Source organism: Streptomyces sp. NPDC058662 (assembly GCF_042716255.1).
GTDB lineage: Bacteria > Actinomycetota > Actinomycetes > Streptomycetales > Streptomycetaceae > Streptomyces.
Genome location: NZ_JBHXRU010000019.1, coordinates 39106 through 57513 on the forward strand (window position 1 = coordinate 39106; position 18408 = coordinate 57513).

14 protein-coding genes are annotated in these 18408 nt (G+C 74.4%); 9 read left to right on the top strand and 5 right to left on the bottom strand.

What is annotated here, in order from left to right; translation table 11 throughout:
- Positions 1–10 precede the first annotated feature (10 nt).
- The 7 genes from ACFWUQ_RS10210 to ACFWUQ_RS10240 all read left to right on the top strand — a co-directional run bounded on the left by ACFWUQ_RS10210 (position 11) and on the right by ACFWUQ_RS10240 (position 7208).
- A complete protein-coding gene (locus ACFWUQ_RS10210; protein WP_384535490.1) occupies positions 11–1612 on the top strand; it encodes an ABC transporter substrate-binding protein in 1602 nt (533 codons plus the stop codon).
- 46 nt (positions 1613–1658) lie between these two features.
- Complete coding sequence (locus ACFWUQ_RS10215; protein WP_384535493.1) at positions 1659–2624, top strand: ABC transporter permease; 966 nt, start codon at positions 1659–1661, stop codon at positions 2622–2624.
- Entirely contained in the window at positions 2617–3573 is a 957-nt protein-coding gene (locus ACFWUQ_RS10220) for an ABC transporter permease (RefSeq protein WP_384535496.1), read from the top strand. Before ACFWUQ_RS10215 ends, ACFWUQ_RS10220 begins: the two co-directional genes overlap by 8 nt.
- A gap of 86 nt (positions 3574–3659) precedes the next feature.
- On the top strand, positions 3660–4550 hold the full coding sequence (locus tag ACFWUQ_RS10225) for an oligopeptide/dipeptide ABC transporter ATP-binding protein (protein WP_384535572.1): 891 nt from the start codon (positions 3660–3662) through the stop codon (positions 4548–4550).
- Positions 4543–5202, top strand: a complete 660-nt coding sequence (locus tag ACFWUQ_RS10230; RefSeq protein ID WP_384535499.1) for an ABC transporter ATP-binding protein — start codon at positions 4543–4545, stop codon at positions 5200–5202. The genes ACFWUQ_RS10225 and ACFWUQ_RS10230 overlap by 8 nt, the downstream gene beginning before the upstream one ends.
- Before the next feature lie 99 nt (positions 5203–5301).
- On the top strand, positions 5302–5496 hold the full coding sequence (locus tag ACFWUQ_RS10235) for a hypothetical protein (RefSeq protein WP_384535501.1): 195 nt from the start codon (positions 5302–5304) through the stop codon (positions 5494–5496).
- Positions 5497–5639: 143 nt separating this feature from the next.
- Entirely contained in the window at positions 5640–7208 is a 1569-nt protein-coding gene (locus ACFWUQ_RS10240; protein ID WP_384535504.1) for a hypothetical protein, read from the top strand.
- 28 nt (positions 7209–7236) lie between these two features.
- On the opposite strand, the gene ACFWUQ_RS10245 is transcribed toward ACFWUQ_RS10240, so the two are convergent.
- From ACFWUQ_RS10245 to ACFWUQ_RS10260, 4 genes are all read right to left on the bottom strand, one after another.
- A complete protein-coding gene (locus tag ACFWUQ_RS10245; RefSeq protein ID WP_384535507.1) occupies positions 7237–8136 on the bottom strand; it encodes a C40 family peptidase in 900 nt (299 codons plus the stop codon).
- Positions 8137–8291: 155 nt separating this feature from the next.
- Entirely contained in the window at positions 8292–12137 is a 3846-nt protein-coding gene (locus tag ACFWUQ_RS10250; RefSeq protein ID WP_384535510.1) for a helix-turn-helix domain-containing protein, read from the bottom strand.
- A 160-nt stretch (positions 12138–12297) separates the two neighbouring features.
- Positions 12298–12663 carry a hypothetical protein gene (locus ACFWUQ_RS10255; protein ID WP_384535513.1) on the bottom strand — a complete coding sequence of 122 codons (366 nt, stop codon included), beginning with the start codon at positions 12661–12663 and terminating at the stop codon, positions 12298–12300.
- A 234-nt stretch (positions 12664–12897) separates the two neighbouring features.
- On the bottom strand, positions 12898–14400 hold the full coding sequence (locus ACFWUQ_RS10260; protein ID WP_384535516.1) for a SulP family inorganic anion transporter: 1503 nt from the start codon (positions 14398–14400) through the stop codon (positions 12898–12900).
- A 425-nt stretch (positions 14401–14825) separates the two neighbouring features.
- Here ACFWUQ_RS10260 and ACFWUQ_RS10265 point away from each other — a divergent pair, with 425 nt between their 5' ends.
- Both ACFWUQ_RS10265 and ACFWUQ_RS10270 read left to right on the top strand, forming a co-directional pair.
- Positions 14826–15851, top strand: a complete 1026-nt coding sequence (locus ACFWUQ_RS10265; RefSeq protein WP_384535575.1) for a nitrous oxide reductase family maturation protein NosD — start codon at positions 14826–14828, stop codon at positions 15849–15851.
- 34 nt (positions 15852–15885) lie between these two features.
- A complete protein-coding gene (locus tag ACFWUQ_RS10270; RefSeq protein WP_384535519.1) occupies positions 15886–16977 on the top strand; it encodes a methyltransferase in 1092 nt (363 codons plus the stop codon).
- A gap of 93 nt (positions 16978–17070) precedes the next feature.
- On the opposite strand, the gene ACFWUQ_RS10275 is transcribed toward ACFWUQ_RS10270, so the two are convergent.
- Complete coding sequence (locus ACFWUQ_RS10275) at positions 17071–18273, bottom strand: SchA/CurD-like domain-containing protein (RefSeq protein WP_384535522.1); 1203 nt, start codon at positions 18271–18273, stop codon at positions 17071–17073.
- Positions 18274–18408 lie beyond the last annotated feature (135 nt).

Genomic DNA, 18408 nt, shown 5'->3' on the forward strand with positions numbered 1-18408 from the left:
TGTGCACTGCATGACGGCCCGGACAGCACGGGGAGCGGCCGCGGCGACGCTGGCCGCCGCACTCATCACGGGCGTGGCGGCCTGCTCGAACCCCGCCGGGGGCGCCTCGGGGGGCGCCTCGGGCGCGGACTCCGCCGTGGTCGGCATCGCGACCGAGCCCGAGAGCCTCAGCCCGCTCCTGGGCTACGGCAAGGACGGCAACTCCAAGATCTTCGACGGACTGCTCACGCACGACGCGGACATGAAGCTCAAGCCCGCGCTCGCCGAGTCCCTCCCGCAGGTCTCCGCCGACGGCCTCACCTACACCTTCAAGCTGCGGCCGGGCGTCAAGTTCAGTGACGGAGTGCCCTTCTCCGCCCAGGACGTCGTCTTCACCTACCGGACGATCCTCGACGCGAGGACGAACAACGCCTCCAAGTCCGAGCTCGACGCCGTCGCGGGCGTCGAGGCACTCGGCGAGGACGGGGTGGTCTTCACCCTGAAGTACCCCTACGCGCCCTTCGCCGAGCGGACCGTCCTGCCGATCGCCCCCGAGCACATCGCGGGCCGCCAGGACGTCAACAGCGGCGACTTCACCACCCGCCCCGTCGGCACCGGCCCGTACCTGCTCACCGGCTGGTCCAAGGGCGAGAAGCTCAGCTTCAAGGCCAATCCCGGCTACTGGGGCGGCGAGCCCGCGGTGAAGAAGTTCACCATGGCGGTCGTCAAGGACGACGACGTGCGCGCCACCCGGCTGCGCTCCGGTGAACTGGACGCGGCGGTCCTCCCGCCGAATCTCGCCCGGGGCTTCGCGAAGGACGCGACGCGCAGGACGTACGCCGCCAAGACCTTCGACTACCGCAACGTCACCCTGCCCACGGCGCACCCCGTCACCGGTGACGTCGCCGTCCGCCAGGCCCTCGACATCGCCGTGGACCGCGGCGCCATGGTCGACAAGCTCCTGGAGGGCGCGGGCAAGCCCGCCTTCGGGCCCGTCCCGACCGGCAGCCCGTGGTTCACCGCCGGCACGGAACGCACGTTCGACCCCGCCCGGGCCGCGCAGATCCTCGACGCCGCCGGCTGGAAGACGGGCGGCGACGGCGTCCGCGCCAAGGACGGGGTCCGCGCCACCTTCCCGCTCTGGTACACCTCCGGCGACAAGATCCGCCAGGACCACGCGCTGGCCTTCGCCTCCGACGCGAAGAAGGTCGGCATCGAGGTCAGGACCGAGGCCGGGACCTGGGAGGTCATCGAGCCCCGGATGAAGACCGACGCCGTCCTCGCCGGCGGCGGTTCCCCCGCCGACCCGGACTTCGACCAGTACCAGCTGCTGACCTCCTCGCTCGGCGGCGACGGCTTCAACAACATGGCCCGCTACGCCAACCCGACCGTCGACGCCGCCCTCCTCGACGGCCGCCGCAGCGGCGACCCGGCCGCGCGCAGGGCCGCGTACGACACCGTGCAGCGCGAGCTCGTCAAGAACCCCGGCTACGTCTTCCTCACGCACATCGACCACCTGTACGTCGTGAATGACACGTGGGACGGGCCCGCCACGCAGGTCGAGCCGCACGACCACGGCCTCGGTACCGGCCCGTGGTGGAACATCGAGACCTGGAAGCCGAAGCAGAAGTGAGCCCGGCCCCGTGACCACCCCCTCCGCCCGTCTCCCCTGGGGGAGCATGGCGCGCATGACCGGGCGGCGGCTCCTGTCCGCCGCCCCGGTCCTGCTCGTCGTCACCCTCGGCGTCTTCGCCGTCGCGGCGCTGTCCCCCTTCGACCCGGTCAAGGCCTACGCCGGCACGGCGGGGCTCACCGCCTCCCAGGACAGCCTCGACCAGCTGCGCGCCAACCTCGGCGCGGACCAGCCGCTCCTCGCGCGCTGGTGGGACTGGCTCACCTCGGCCCTCACCGGCGACCTGGGCACCTCCGCCGTCATGCGCCAGCCGGTGGCCGACGTGATCGGGGAGCGGGTGGGCTGGTCCGCGCTGCTCGCGGCCTGCGCCTTCGCCCTCGCGGTGGCGGCGGGCACGGGCCTCGGCGTACTGGCCGCCCGCCGGCCGGGCGGCCCCCTCGACCGGGCCGTCTCCTCCCTCGCCTACACCCTGGAGGCGGCGCCGGCCTTCTGGCTGGGGCTGCTCGCCATCTGGTTCTTCTCGGTACGGCTGGGAGTACTGCCCTCGGGCGGGCTGACCGACGCCGGCAGCGACGCGGTCACCTTCGGGCAGGTGGCCTCCCACCTCGTCCTGCCCGCACTCGTCCTCGGCGTCTCCCAACTCCCGTGGTTCTTCCTGTACGTCCGCCAGGGCGTCGCCGACGCGCTGGACGAGGACCCCGTACGGGGCGCCCGCGCGCGGGGACTGGCCGAGCGCCGGGTCCTGCTCGGGCACGGCCTGCGCTCCGGCATGCTGCCGATGCTCACCCTGATCGGCTCCCGGGTCCCGGAGCTGATCACCGGGGCACTGCTGGTGGAGACCGTCTTCAGCTGGCCGGGCATAGCCGCGGCCACCGTCCAGGCGGCCACCTCCGTGGACTTCCCGCTGCTGGCGGCCCTCACGGTGCTGGCCACGGCGGCGGTGCTCGCCGGGAACCTGCTGTCCGACCTGCTGTACGGACTGGCCGACCCGAGGGTGGGCTTCGATGGCTGAGGCCGAGACCCCGGTGGAGCGGGCGTGGAAGTCCGCGGGCGGCGCCGGGCGTTCGAGCCGGCCGGGCCGTTCGGCGGCGTCGGCGCGGTCCGCACGGGCGGCGGGTTCGGCGCGGTCGGCTCGTTCGGCGCGGACCCTGCGCGTGCGCGCCTCGGCGGCGGTCCTCGCGGTGGTCGCGGCGGCCGTGCTGATCGTGCCGCCGCTGGCCCAGCTGGACCAGCAGGCGGTCGACCTGTCGGCGAAGCTCCTGCCGCCCTCGTGGTCCCACCCCTTCGGGACGGACGACGTGGGGCGCGACCTGCTGCTGCGCTGCGTGTACGGACTGCGGGTCTCGCTGCTGGTCGGCCTGGTGGCGGCGGTGGTCGCCACCGTCATCGGCACAGCGGTGGGCGCGGCGGCGGGGGCGCTGGGCGGGTGGACCGACCGCGTGGTGATGCGCGCCGTGGACGCCCTCTCCTCTGTCCCGCACCTGCTGCTCGGCATCTTCGTCGTGGCGATGTTCCGCCCCGGTGTCTGGCCGGTGATCGTCTCCGTCGCCGTCACGCACTGGCTCTCGACGGCCCGGATCGTCCGGGCGGAGGTGCTGTCCCTGCGCGGCCGCCCCTACGTGGACGCGGCGATCTCGGGCGGCGCCTCGCGGCTGCGGGTGGCGGTACGGCACCTGGTGCCGGGCGTCCTCCCGCAGGCGGGCCTGGCCGCGGTGCTGATGGTGCCGCACGCCATGTGGCACGAGTCCGCCCTGTCCTTCCTCGGCCTGGGCCTGCCGGCCCACCAGGCCAGCCTGGGCGCTCTCGTGCAGACCGGCCGGGGCTCCCTGCTGGCCGGGGACTGGTGGCCCACTCTCTTCCCCGGCCTGCTGCTCATCGTCCCGACGCTGGCCGTCGCCGGCCTGGCGGGCGCCTGGCGGGACCGCCTGAACCCCCGCCGCCGTTCGGAGCTGACCCTGTGAACCGCCACCCGGCAGCCGCCGCCGCCGGCCCGTACGCCCCCGTCGGGCCCGTCCTGACGGTCGAGGCCCTGTCCGTGCGCTTCCGGATGCGGGCCGGCCAGTACGTCGAGGCCGTCACCGACGCCACCTTCCGCCTCGCCGCCGGCGAGTGCCTCGCCCTGGTCGGCGAGAGCGGCTGCGGCAAGTCCGTCCTGGCCTCCGCGCTGCTCGGCCTGCTCCCGGGCAACGCCGAGACCGCCGGGGCGGCCCGACTGTCCGACGGCCTGGACCTGATGGCCGCCGACGAGCGGACCCTCGCCCGCACGGTACGGGGCCGCCGCGTCGGCCTGGTGCCGCAGAGCCCGGCCGCGCACCTCACCCCCGTCCGCACCGTACGGGCCCAGCTGGAGGAGACCGTACGGGAACTGGCGGGCACCCGCGGGACGGAGCTGCGGGCGGCGGCGGAGGCCGCCGCCGCCCGGGCCGCGTACCCGGCCGGCCACCTCGACCGCTATCCGCACGAACTCTCGGGAGGCCTCGCCCAGCGCGCCGCCACCGCCCTCGCCCTCGTGGGAGACGCGCCGCTGCTCCTGGCCGACGAACCCACCACCGGGCTGGACCGGGACCTCGTACACCGCACCGTGGACGAGTTGCGCGCCCACACCCGCGACGCCGGACGGGCCCTGCTGATGATCACGCACGACCTCGCGGCGGCCGAACGGATCGCCGACACCGTCGCCGTGATGTATGCGGGGCGGATCGTCGAACTGGCGCCCGCCGCCGTCTTCTTCGGCCGCCCCGGACCGCGCCACCCCTACGCCCGGGGCCTGCTCGACGCCCTGCCCGAACGCGCCTTCGTCCCCGTCCCCGGCGCACCGCCCGCACTCGGCGCGCTCCCGGCCGGCTGCGCCTTCGCCGCCCGCTGCGCCCGCGCCGACCGGACCTGCCGTACGGAGCGGCCCGAGCTGACCGAAGGGGTGGCCTGTCACCATGCTTGAGCTCAAGGACATCACCGCGGGCTACGACCGGCGCGCCCCCGTCGTCCGCGGGGCGCACCTCGCACTGCGCCCGGGCGAGTCCCTCGGCCTGCTCGGACCGAGCGGATGCGGGAAGTCCACCCTGGCCCGGGTCGCGGCCCTGCTGCACCGCCCGGACCGCGGGACCGTGCTCCTCGACGGCCGCGCCGTGACCGGCTGGCGCCACCGCGCCCCGCGCGCGCAGCGGATCGCCGTCGGCGTCGTCTTCCAGCAGCCCCGCCTCGCCGCCGATCCCCGGCTGCGGCTGCGCGACCTCGTGGCCGAGCCCCTGCGCGCCACGGGCCGCCGTACGGAAGTGGACTCAGCGGTCGCGGAGTTGACGGAACGTGTCGGACTCGGGGCGGATCTGCTCGGTCGGCGCCCCCACGAGGTCAGCGACGGGCAACTGCAACGCGCCTGCCTGGCACGGGCCCTGGTGCTGCGCCCGCGCTGGCTGGTCTGCGACGAGATGACCGCCATGCTGGACGCGTCCACCACGGCCGCCCTGGTGGCGGTGGTCGAGGAGTACCGGGCCGACAGCGGCGCCGGGCTCCTCGCGGTCGGTCACGACCGGGTCCTGCTGGAGCGCTGGTGCGACCGGACGACGCGCTGGAGCGAGATCGTCAAGGACTGACGGCTCGTCACGGACGGTCAACACCCGTACGGCGGACACGTCTTTCGCCCGAAGGCACCCCCTCCTGCGCCACCATGGCGCCGATTGAAGGAGGTTTCGATGGTGATCACCCTCTCCGCGGTCGTCCTGCTGCTCGTCCTCGTGTGCGTCTTCGTGCGCGGCGGCGGTCTCAAGTTCTCGCACGCCGTCGTCTGCGTGCTGCTCGGCTTCTACCTCGCGAGCAGCAGCATGGCCGCGACCATCCACGACGGCCTCTCGGCCACCGCGAACGTGGTCTCCGGCCTGCGGCCCTGAACCGCCGCATCCCGGGCGACTGTTGCGCGTTCGTGAAGCAGCCGTCCCCTCCATGGACTCCTCGGGCACCGCGACCTAGCGTCAAGCCGCGGCACGACGTCCCGGGCGGTCCCGTGCGAACCGAGGAGAGGGAGGAAGCCCGCATGCTTTCCCGCGCGCTGAACTGCGCCGTGCTACCCGTCGTCGTGGCCTTCACGGTGCTGTCCACCACCGCCCCGACCCGCGCCGAGGAGATACCGAAGGCCCCGGGCCACCGCCTGGTCAGCCACTACGACGGCAGCCCGGCCGCCCCCGCCCCGCTGCCCGGTGAAGCGCCCCCGCAGCACCCCTTCCTCGCCCCCAACGGCCGCAGCGGTATGCACTCCGACGCGGCCGGCAGCGCCACCTCGCCCTGGTCGGGCCCGCTCGGCAGGAACCCGCAGGTCACCAGTGCGAGGATCGCGGCCCTGGGCGGCGAGTGCGCTACCGCCACCTTCGACTCGGCGGGCCGTCTCGTCACCGTGTGCGGGACCTTCTCCGGTTTCAAGGTCAAGCTGCTGGAGCCCCGCACCCTCGCCACGCTCGCCGAGTACCAGCTCCCGCAGCGCTCCTCGACCGTCGAGGCGGTCACGTCCCTCGACTTCTCGAAGATCCTCAAGGACACCTCGGGCGGCGCCTACTTCTACCTGGACCACCAGGACCGCGCCGTCCTCGCCGACTCCCGCCGGCACATCCTGCGCCTGTCCCACACCCGGCACGCGGACGGCGGCCCACGGTTCGAGGTCGAGGACGACTGGGACCTCACCGGCCACGTCCCGCACGACTGCGCCACCTGGACCGACGTGCGGCCGAGCGGCACCTGCGACCCCGTCACCTCGGTGATGCCCGACTGGGACGGCCGCATCTGGTGGGTCACCCGCCACGGCCGCGTGGGCACCGTGGATCCGGCCACCTCGCTGATCCGCTCCGTCCGGCTTCCCGGCGAGGAGATCCAGAACTCCTTCTCCGTCGCGCGGGACGGCGTCTCGATCGTCACCGACCACGCCCTCTACAGCTTCCGCGCCGCCGCCGACGGCACCCCCGAGGTGCAGTGGCGCGAGACGTACGACCGGGGCACGGCCGCCAAGCCCGGCTCGGTGAACCAGGGTTCGGGCACCACACCGGACCTCTTCGGCGACGGCTACGTCGCCATCACCGACAACGCCGACGACCGGATGAATGTCCTGGTCTACCGGCGGGGCACGGACGTCGAGGCCGGCCGGCGGCTGGTCTGCGCCGTGCCGGTCTTCGGCGCCGGCGCCTCGACCACCGACAACTCCCTGATCACCTGGGGCAACAGCATCGTCGTGGAGAACAACTACGGCTACGAGGACCCCACCACCGTGCTGTTCGGCAGGTCCGTCGTCGGCGGCGCGGCCCGTATCGACGTCCGCGCCGACGGCAGCGGCTGCGACCGGGTGTGGCAGAGCGACGTCCGCGCCCCCTCGGTCGTCCCCAAGCTCTCCACCGCGAACGGCCTGCTCTACTTCTACGAGAAGGACCCCAACCCCTGGGGCATCGACGCCTGGTACCTCACCGCCGTCGACTTCCGCACCGGCGAGCGCCGCTGGCGCCGCCTGACCGGCACGGGGCCGCTGTACGACAACAACTGGGCGCCGATCACCCTGGGCCCGGACGGCACCGCGTACATCGGGGTCTTCAACGGGATCGTCGCGGTCCGCGACGCGGACTGACCCGGACCGCTCCGAAGGCCCGCACGACTCAGGTCGTGCAGGTGGGCACGTCGTCCAGCCAGGCGGGGCCCTGGATGTAGATGTTGGTGACCCAGGCGCCGTAGTCCGGCAGGTAGGACCAGGCATCATTCGTCCAGCCCTCGGCGGTGACCGTCTCCGCGTGCTTCTGGCACTCGACGCGGATCGTCGTGGGCCCCGGGAAGGCGTACACGCGCGCGGCCGCCGTGGACGGCCGCGCCTTGGTCCAGACGCCCGCGCCCCAGGTGCGGAAGACCGGGCCGGCCACCGGACCGGGATCGATGCGGACCGCGCCGTAGTACCCGTTACCCAGACGCACGTCACTGACCATCAGCTTCGTGCCCGACTGCCTGGCCTCGGCCATCCTGCCGGCGCCCAGGTAGAGGGCGATGTGGTGGATGTGCTGCGGGGTACCCCAGACCAGCAGGTCGCCGGGGACCAGCGGATCCAGGCCCTGCGCGGCCGTGAAGCGGCCCGCGGCGCGGTGCGTGTAGTACTGGGCGTCGGCCACGCCGTTGAGGATGTCGGACCCGGTGGCCTCGGCGTAGGCGTGGCGGACCAGCCCCGAGCAGTCGAAGCCCAGCCGCTGCGGATCGTGTTCGCTGGCCGGGTCGCTCGGGTCGACCATGCCGTACGTGGGGCCGGGTTGGGGGCCGTGGCCGCCGCCCCAGGTGTACCAGACGTCCGCCGCGACCTGGGCGCACGCGGCGGCGACGGCCCGCTCGGCCGTCGGGGAGGCGCCGGGCGCCCGTACGGCGCAGGTGTCGTCCGCGGCGGCGTGCGGGGAGGCGGGGGCGGCGGCCGTGCGGGTCACAGGTGCGCCGGTGGCGCCCTGCGCGCCCCACAGCAGCAGGGCCAGTAACCCGAAGACGGTGCCGACAGTGCCTGTGAATCCGGATCGGTGAAGCATGCGTGGACCTCGATTCGTGTCGCGGTGGTGCCGGGTGTGAGCAGCGTGCGGTCCGCGGACCCCCTCCGGCGAGCCCCGGGCGGCACCCCGTCGCGACGGGCAACGGGAAACCCCCGGGGAAACCCCCGCCGACCGGGCCGTTCACCGACGTCCCGTCAGCGGCGGGGGCAGGCGCGGTCCACGGACACCGGTAGGCCGGGCGGGAACGGCGGGCGCTCCCTCGGGCCGGCGCCCTCCGCCAGCCGGCAGACCTCCCGCAGCCGCGCCCCGACGTCCAGGTCCCACAGCCGTACGGTGCCGTCCGTGCTGCTGCTGGCCACCGTCCGCCCGTCGGGGGAGAAGACCACGCCCCAGACCGCGTTCGTATGACCGGCCAGTGCGGCCCTCGGCTCCCGTCCGCCCACGTCCCACAACCGCACCGTGCGGTCGTTGCCGCTGCTCGCCAAGGTGCGGCCGTCGGGGGAGAAGGCGATGCCGCGCGCCGATCCGGTGTGTCCGGTCAGCGCCGCCTCGAACCGGTGCCGGAGCGCGTCCCACAGGCGTACGGTGCCGTCGTTGCCGCTGCTCGCGAGGGTGCGGCCGTCCGGGCTGAACGCCACCCCCCGGACCGCCCCGGTGTGGCCCGAGAGCACGGCCAGCGACCGGCGGGTCGCCACATCCCACAGCCGGACCGTCAGATCGTCGCCCGCGCTCGCCACGGTCCGCCCGTCGGGGCTGAACTCCACGTCGTTGGCGAAGTCCGTGTGGCCCGGGAGGCTGCCCAGCGGACGGCGCGCCGGCACGTCCCAGAGTCGGACCGTGCCGTCGGAGCCGGCGGAGGCCAGGGTGCGGCCGTCGGGGGAGTAGGCCACCGAGAACACCGTCCCGCTGTGCCCCGCGAGTACGGCCGCGGGTGCGCGCGCGGCCGTGTCCCACAGGCGCAGCGTGCCGTCGGAGCCGGCGGAGGCCAGGGTGCGGCCGTCGGGGGAGAAGGCCACCGAGAAGACGGTCTCGGTGTGCCCGGTGAACGTCCTCAGGACCCGGTGGCCGGCCAGGTCCCACACCCGTACCGTGTGGTCGGCCCCGGCCGTGGCCAGCAGCCTCCCGTCCGGGCTGTACGCGGCGTGCCAGATCTCGCTGAACGGGCGCGGGGTGAGCGCCGCGCCGCGCAGGTCCCACAGCACCACCGACTGGTCGAACCCCGCCGTGGCCAGCAGCGCCCCCCGCGGGTCCACGGCGACCCCGAGCACGTAGTCGGTGTGCCCGGCCAGTGTCGCCGTCGGCCGGCCGCCGCGCACGTCCCACAGCCGGGTCGTACCGTCGCCGCCCGCGCTGATCACCGTCGTCCCGTCCGGGGTGTAGGCGACGGCGTTGACGTCGTCGCTGTGCCCGGAGAAGGTCGCCGTCGTGCGGCGGCCGGCCACGTCCCACAGCCGCACCGTACGGTCGATCCCCCCGGTGGCGACGGTCAGGCCGTCCGGGGCGAATGCCGCGCCCAGCACCTCGTCGGTGTGCCCGGTGAGGACCCCGAGGGGGGCCGCCCGCTCCGGGTCCCACAGCCGCACGGTCCGGTCCGCGCCGGCCGAGACCAGGGTCCGCCCGTCCGGAGCGTACGCCAGCGCGTGGACCTGTCCCGCGTGCCCGCGCAGCGTGGCCGCGCCCCGGTGCTCCCCGGCCGCCCCCCACAGCTGGACGGAGCCGTCGGGGGCCGCCACGGCGAGTGTCCGCCCGTCGGGGGCGAAAGCGACGGCCCGGGCGCCGACGGTGCTGTCGGGGAGGACCGCCGCCCACCGGCGGCCGGCGGTGTCCCAGAGCCGGGCTGGCCCGGCCGTGGACGTGGCCGCCAGGAGCCGGCCGTCGGGGCTGAAGGCCACCGCCCGTACCCGGCCGGGCAGGGTGAGGGTCGCCGTGGTGCGGCGGTCCGCCGTCCGCCGCAGGACCACGGTGCCGTCGGAGCCGGCGGTCGCCAGCGTGCTGTTGTCGGGCGCGAAGGCCACCGCGTTGACGGGCCCGCCGTGTCCGACGAGCCGGGCGACGAACGGCTGGGACTGCGTGCTCAGCAGCGCGCCCCGGGCCTCCGCCGTCGCCGAGGTCCGGTACGCCTGCGCGGCCAGGAGCAGCGAGCCCTCCGGCTGCCCGGCGGCCAGCGCGGCGGACTGGAGGGCCAGGGCCCGCGACCGCGCGACCCGCTCCTGGACCAGTGCCCCCGAGCGCTGCTGGTACGCCAGGCCGCCGGCGCCCACCGCGAGGACGAGCAGCACGACGAGCGTGGCCAGCATGCGCTGCCGCAGCCGGACCTGGCGCCGGCCCTGCCGCTGCCGGGCGGCCTCGGCGTCCTGGCTCCCCCGGAGGAAGGAGGCCTCCTGCGGTCCGAGCCGGCTCCGGCCGTCGAGTTCGTCGGCCCAGGCCCGGGCGGTCTCCAGCCGGGTGCCGCGGTAGAGGGCCGAGGGGTCGTGCCCCTCGCGCTCCCATTCGGCGGCGGCGTGCGCGAGCTGCTGGAGGATCAGGAGCCCGGCCCGGTCCGCGTGGATCCAGCCGTCCAGCCGGGGCCAGGCGTGCAGCAGGGCCTCGTGCGTGATCTCCACGGTGTCGCTGCCCACGGTGATCAGCCGGGCCCGCACGAAGGCGTCGAGTGCGGCGGCCGCCCCGTCCCCGGCGTCCGCACGGCCCAGCAGGGCGGTGCGGCTGACGCGCCGCCGGGTGGCGCCCGCGCCGTCGGCCACGTGGACCAGCCGCACCAGCACGCGCCGGATCGTCTTCTGTTCGGCCGGGTACAGGCCGGCGAAGACCGTCTCGGCCGTCCGCGCGACGGCGCCCTGGATGCCGCCGGTGTGCTCGTACCCGGCGACGGTCAGCGTGGCGCCCTCGCGGCGCTCCCAGGTGGCCCGCAGGGCGTGCGACACCAGGGGCAGCGCCCCGGACGGGGTGTGCCCCGCGTCGCGCAGGAGCAGGGAGACCAGACCCGGTTCGAGCGTGAGCCCCGCGAGCTCCGCCGGCCGCGTGATCGACTCCCGCAGTTCGTCCGCGGACATGGGGGGCAGGACGAACAGTCCGCCGGTGAACACCGGTGCCAGCTCCGGCAGGTCCAGGCAGTCGCCGGTGAAGTCCGCCCGTACGCCGAGCACCACCACGGCGGCGTCGGCGCCGCTGTCCGCCGGCCGCGCGGCCGCCACCGCGAGGAGCACCCGTACGAAGGCGCGCCGCTCCTCCTCGTCGGCGCAGAGCGTGAACAGCTCCTCGAACTGGTCGACGAGCAGGACGAGCCGGACCGGCGGGGACGGAGGCCCACCGGCGTCGGGCCCGCGGCCCGGCGCCGTCCGCCGTACCGCGTCGAGCAGTGCCTCGGGCCGGTCCCGTACCTCCCGCGCACCGAGGCCGAGATCGCCGCCCAGCACCTTCGCGGTGCGCTCCAGCAGCTCCTCCAGCGGCCGGGCACCGGGGGCGAACCGCACCACCGGCCAGGTGTCGGCCCCCGGCATGGGGAAGCCGCCCGGGCGCCGCAGGGCCGGTACGAGGCCGGCGTCGAGCAGGGAGGACTTGCCGGCGCCCGACGGGGCGACGAGCATCAGCGGGCCGTTCCCGATCCGTTCGAAGACCCGCTCGACCAGCTCGGCCGTCGCGCGTTCCCGGCCGAAGAACCGTCCCGCGTCCTCGGCGGTGAAGGCCGGCAGGCCCGGGTAGGGGCACGCGTCGTCGGCGGGCGGCTGGCCCGCGCCGGGAGCGGCGCCGGACGGCCTCGGAAGAGTTGGAGCCCGCTCCGGGTCCCCTACCAGGCGCAGCAGTCGGCCCTCCGCCCGCAGTACCTCGTCGCACCGGCGGGCGACGTCGGCGGTGGCGCGTTTGGAGCCGGTCTCGATCTTGCTCAGGTAGCCCTTGCTGTAGTGCGTCCGGCGGGCCAGGTCGGCCAGCGAGAGGCCGCGCTGCCCGCGCAGCCGACGCAGCTGCGCGGGAAAGGACACCGCGGCGTCGTCGGTCGGTGCGTGGTGGTGATCGCTGTCGTCCCGGCGGTCCGGATCGCCCACAACATCCCCCATGGCAGAGCGGGCCCAGGCCGCGAGACGGCTCGGTCCAGGCTACAGCGGGGGTCGGACGGCCGATCGCGTCCAGCGCCGGTGCGGGGGGCGCGCGGGAAGGCCCGGGACCGCCCGGAGGCGGTCCCGGACCGGGGCCCGGTAACAGGTGTCAGGGCCGGTTCAGGCGGATGGAGTTGATGGGGCCGAGGTCCGCGTACACCCCGGTGTGGGCGGCGATCCGGTCCCCGCAGCCCGCGCCGTTGTAGCCGGTGCACAGGTTCGCGGAGGCCCCGCCGGTCTGGTTGTTGAGCACCCAGTGGCGTCCGACCTGGTTGCTCAGATTGTGCGCCCCGTAGGCGTGGTAGATGTGCGTGGGCTTGACGGCCGGGTTCTGGTTCTCGGGATAGATGCAGACCGCCCCGTCCGGACAGCCGGCCCACGCGTCGGCCGGGGCCGAGGTCGCCGTGCCGCTGAGCGCGATCACGGCGACGGCGGCGGTGGCGAGCGCGGCGGCGCCGCGGATCATGTTGCGCATGATGTCCCCTTGTGGTCTTGCCTGGTGCGAACGGTTCAAGCCTGTCCCGGACCGGCACCGGGGTCGACGGGTTGACCGTTGCCCACCGCGGCGGCGCGGCGGGAAACCCCTTGCGAGCTGGGCGGTCCCGGTACGGGAGGCAACACGCCGGGGGGCGCGGGGCGGTGGACCCGGCGGTGGACCCGGCGGTGGGCCCGGCGGTGGGCCCGGCGGCGGGCCGGGGGCGCGGCGGCGTCAGCGCGCGGCCGCACCGCCGCTGAGGCTCTCGTGGAGACGGGCACTGGGTTCGTTCAGCCCGATGATCTCGACGCTCGCGCCGCGTTGCGCGTACTTCGCGGCGACGGCGTCCAGGGCCGCCACGGAGGAGGCGTCCCAGATGTGCGCGGCCGTCAGGTCGACGACCACCCGCGCCGGGTCGTTCGCGTAGTCGAACGACTGGGCCAGTTCGTTGGCGGAGGCGAAGAACAGCTCGCCGGTGACCGAGTAGACCACCGTGGTCCCGTCGGGGTCCGTGACGGAGGTGACGTGCGCGTGGCGGGCGACGTGCCGGGCGAAGACGACCATCGCCGTGACCGACCCCGCGACCACGCCGACGGCGAGGTTGTGCGTCAGGACCACGCAGACCACGGTCACCACCATGACGACGGTCTCGCCGACCGGCAGCCGGCGCAGTGTGCGCGGGGCGACGGACTGCCAGTCGAACTGGGCGAAGCAGACCACCACCATCACGGCGACCAGCGCCGCCATCGGGATGTCGGAGACCACCGGTCCGAAGGCGACGCACAGCACCATGAGGAAGACGCCCGACAGGAACGTCGACAGCCGGGTCCGGGCCCCGGAGACCTTGACGTTGATCATCGTCTGGCCGATCATCGCGCAACCGCCCATGCCGCCGAAGAACCCGGTGACGATGTTGGCGACGCCCTGCCCGACCGACTCGCGGGTCTTGGAGGACGGCGTGTCGGTGATCTCGTCGACCAGCCGGGCCGTCATCAGCGACTCCATCAGGCCGACCAGGGCCATCGCGAGCGCGTACGGGGCGACGGTCGCCAGCGTGTCCCCGGTGAACGGGACGTCCGGCAGCCCGGGCACCGGCAGCGCGGAGGGCAGCGCGCCCTTGTCGCCCACGGTCGGTACGGCGATCCCCGCCGCCACCGTGAGGGCGGTGAGGGCGGCGACGGAGACGAGCGGGGCGGGCACCGCCGTCGTGATCCTCGGGAAGAGGACCAGCAGCGCCACCCCCGCGGCGAACAGCGGGTACACGGGCCAGGGCACGTCCCGCAGCTCCGACATCTGGGACATGAAGACCAGGATGGCCAGCGAGTTCACGAAGCCGGCCATCACCGGGCGCGGCACGAACCGCAGCAGCCGGGCCACGCCCAGCGCGCCGAGCACGATCTGCAGGACCCCGGCCAGGATCACCGCGGCGACCAGGTACCCGAAGCCGTGCTCGCGGTTGAGCGGCGCGATGACGAGCGCGACCGCGCCGGTGGCGGCGGAGATCATCGCCCGGCGGCCGCCGACGACCGAGATCACGACGGCCATGGTGAAGGAGGCGAACAGCCCTACCGCCGGATCGACCCCGGCGATGATCGAGAACGAGATGGCCTCGGGGATCAGCGCGAGGGCGACCACCAGGCCGGCGAGCACCTCGGTGCGCCAGACCTTCGGATCGGAGAGCCACTCGGGGCGCTTCGCGCGCAGCCGGGCGAGGGGGGACGGGGCGGGGGAGGGCACGGCGCGCGGAACCTGTCGTGTGGGGCGCCCGCGGTGGAACACGGGGCGGGCGGAGCGGTACGGGGCCCGGCGGCCCGGGCCGGGCTGGTGAGCGGCCCGGGTGAAAACGGTACCTCGGCCGGGCGGCCCCGGGAGCGGCGGCCCGGACAGGCCCCCGGCGTCGCCGCGGGTGCGGCGCCCCGGGTGCGGCGCCCCGGACCCCGTTCCCGGGATCCGGACCCGCCGGCGCCCCGGCCCGCCGGTGCGCGGCCGAACTGATGCGCAGTCACCGCGGACCCGCCACCCGTCCGGACCTCAAAATGCCGCCGTTTGGTGACGGGATGTATCCATCCGCTCACCCGGTGTGGCGGGCGGCGGTGATCGCCCATAACTTCGGCATCGTGACGAACCGACAGCTCAAGCGCCTCACATGCATCTCCGTCGTCATGGCCGCGGGACTCGGCGCGACGGCGCCCACCGCCGCCGCGGCCGGACACACGGTGCATCCCGGCGAATCGATCCAGGAAGCGGTGGACGCCGCGAAGCCGGGGGACAGCATCATCGTGCTGCCCGGCACCTACCGAGAGAACGTGCTGATCACGAAGAGGCTGACCCTGCGGGGGTCGGGCAAGCTGACAGTGATCAAGCCTCCCGCCACCCCGCCCCCCGCGCGCGCGGCCGCCACCCCCTGCTCGCAGGCGGACTCCGGAATCTGTGTCATGGGCACGCCGGAGCAGACCGTCGACCGGGTCAGTATCCGGTCGCTGACCGTCTCCGGCTTCAAACGCAACGGGATCTGGGCCTCGCGCACGGACCGGATGACCGTCGAGCAGGTGACCTCCGAGAACAACGGCACCTGGGGCATCGCCCAGGAGCGCTCCACCCGGGGCGTGTTCCGGAGCAACACCGCCCGCGACAACGCCGAGTCCGGCATCTTCATCGCGAACACCGTCGACCGGGAGGGCGGCGCCATCGACACCCTCGGCGCCGTGGTCCGCGACAACACCCTCACCGGCAACCGGATCGGTGCCACGATCCGGCGGGTCCGCAACCTCGCGGTGAGCGGCAACTCCCTCACCGGCAACTGCGGCGGGATCTTCGTCGTCGGCGACGAGGGCGAGCCGGGCGCCGGGGACATGACCGTCCGGGGCAACCGGATCGTCAAGAACAACAAGTTCTGCAAGGGGAACAGCCGCCTCCCGGACATCCAGGGCGTCGGCATCGTCCTCACCGGCGCCGAGGAGACGGTCGTCCGCGCGAACACCGTCCGGGACAACGTGGGCTCCTCCCCGCTGTCCGGCGGAATCCTGCTCTTCAAGAGCTTCGTGGGCGCCCAGAACACCGACAACGTGATCACGGGCAACGACGTGACCGGCAACCTGCCGGCGGACCTGGCGAACAAGGGGACCGGGACGGGCAACCGGTTCGTCGGCAACCGGTGCCGGACGTCCGAACCCGCAGGGATGTGCTGACCGTGCTTCCCGCCATCAGGAGAATCGAGGCCGCATGACCACGGTAAGTCCCACCCCCACCGCCGCCCAGGCCCCCGCCGTGCACGTGCGCACCGCGACCGTCGCGCCCCCACCCGCGATGCGGCTGCGCGAGCTCGTCTTCGGCGCGGCCTGCGCCGCGGCCGTCCGCGCGGCGGCCCGCCTCGCGGTGGCCGACGCGCTGGGGGAGTCCCCCGCCACCGCGACGGAGCTCGCCGAGGCCGTGCGCTGCGACCCGAGGTCGCTGCACCGGCTGCTGCGCGCCCTGTCCTGCTACGGGATCTTCGCGGAGACCGAGGACGGCTCGTTCGTCCACACCGACATGTCGCGGATGCTGCGCGAGGACGACCCGAACAGCCTGCGCTACATCGCCCTGTGGTGCACCGAGCCCTGGACCTGGCAGGCCTGGCCGAGGCTGGACGACGCCGTGCGCTCCGGCGGAAGCGTGTTCGAGGACGTGTACGGCAAGGGGTTCTTCGACTACCTGCACGAGGACGCGCACGAGTCGGCCCACGTCTTCAACCGGGCCATGACCACGTCGAGCGTGCAGTCGGCGCTGGACGTGGCCGAGCTCCTCGACCTCACCGGCGTGGCCTCGGTCGCGGACATCGGCGGCGGCCAGGGCCATGTCCTCGCGAGCCTCCTGGAGAAGCACCCCGCCGTGCGCGGCACCCTGCTGGACCTGCCCGGGGTGGTGGCCAATGCGGACGCCCGGCTGCTGGAGGGCGGCGCGCTCGCACCGAGGGCCGCCATCGTGCCCGGCGACTGCCGCGAGTCCATCCCCGTCCAGGCTGATCTGTACATCATCAAGAACATCCTGGAATGGGACGACGACAGCACCCGCAGGACCCTGCGGAACGTCGTCGCCGCGGCCCGGCCCGGCGCCCGGCTCGTCGTCATCGAGAACCTCGTCGACGACACCCCGTCGATGAAGTTCACCACGGCGATGGACCTGCTCCTGCTGCTCAACGTGGGCGGCGCCAAGCACACCAGGGAGAGCCTGGTGACCCGCCTGGCGGACGCCGGCCTGCGGGTCGGCGAGGTCCGCCCCGTCAACGCGTACCTGCACGCCTTCGAGTGCACCGTGCCCGGGTCCCTGCCCCGCTGAATCCGGCCCCCGCACGCCACGACGCTCCGAGCCCGGCGCACAGCCGGTCTCGGAGGCGTCGGCGCGTGGCCCCCGCGACGCCGCACGCCCCGGTCAGGCCTCCGCGGGCGGATGCCGGTCGGTGATCAGGCGCATCGCGGAGCGCTCCACCACACGGGCGAGCTCCTCGTCGGTGGTGGGGACGCCGTCCTTGGCGCTGTCGAGCAGCCGGGCCAGCACGGCCGCCTTGTGTCCGCCCTCGACCCCCAGGGTCAGGGCCGGCCGGGCGTCGAGCGGGGCCCGCATGTCCAGCAGCCGCACGACGAGGTCGTCGCGCTGGAAGACGGTACTGGCCCGGATCGGGCCGGCCGGGTCGTCGACCGCCGCCTCGTCCTGCCGGGCGAGCAGCCTGGCCAGCGCCAGACCGCACCCGTCCTTGGCCGGGTAGAGGAGCGCGTGCCGGCGCAGGCCCTCGGACCCGTGACCGCCGGACGCCACGTGGTGCACCGCCGGGAGGGCCGCACGGGTGAAGAACATCCGGGCCGACCCCGGATCGCCGAGGTCCCGGTCCTGCTCCAGGTACGGGTTGATGGCCTCCTCCAGGGCCATCACCTCGGGCCGGCGGGCCACATGGCGCAGTGCCACGAGGAGGTCGCCCTCCACCTCCACGACCCGGACCACCCGGTTGCCGTGCATGAACAGGGAGGTGCGGCGCAGCCGGGTCCGGGCGTCGACCCGGGCCGGCGGGGAGGCGTACCCGGCCAGCAGCTCCGCGACGACGGACTCGCTGCCCGGTTTCACGGTGAAGGTGAGGGCGTGGCGGACGACCCCGTCACCCCGCCGGGGGGCGGCCCGGCCGGGGTGTTCCACCGCCCCGGCCGGGCCGGGCGCGGCGGGGAAGGCGGGGGCGGCGCGCGGATCCCGGACGGCGCGCGGGACGTCGCCGTCCGCCGGCCCCGGAGGTGTCACGGGCCCCTTGCCCGTCTCCCGCATGACGCTGAACCGCAGCGAGCGGGTGTCCCGTACGCAGCCGTGCAACGGCTGGACGGCGCCCAGGTGCTCCTCGCTGTTGAGCCAGGCCAGGAACGGCGGCGCGCTCTCCCACTCGCTGGTGATGAGCCACTGCGAGGGGTTCTCGATGGACTGGCACAACTCGTCGCTGATGTGCCCGGGGACCGAGGCCACCTGCGTGCGCAGGTCCTCGTACACCTCCAGGAACCGGTTCTGTGCGCCGTCGTACAGGTCCAGCAGCAGCACGACCCGAAGTCTGGAGCCGTCGAATGCGGACTGGGATATCCGTTCCGACAGGGTTGTCATCGTTCACACTCCTTCGAGACCACGCGGTCGCCACATGCGTGGCGCGCAGGTCGTCGGCGGCATCCGCGCGGATGGTCCACCGGCGGACACGGTCGGCCGGCCCACCCGAGACGCGGTGGCGCCACCCGGTCCGAT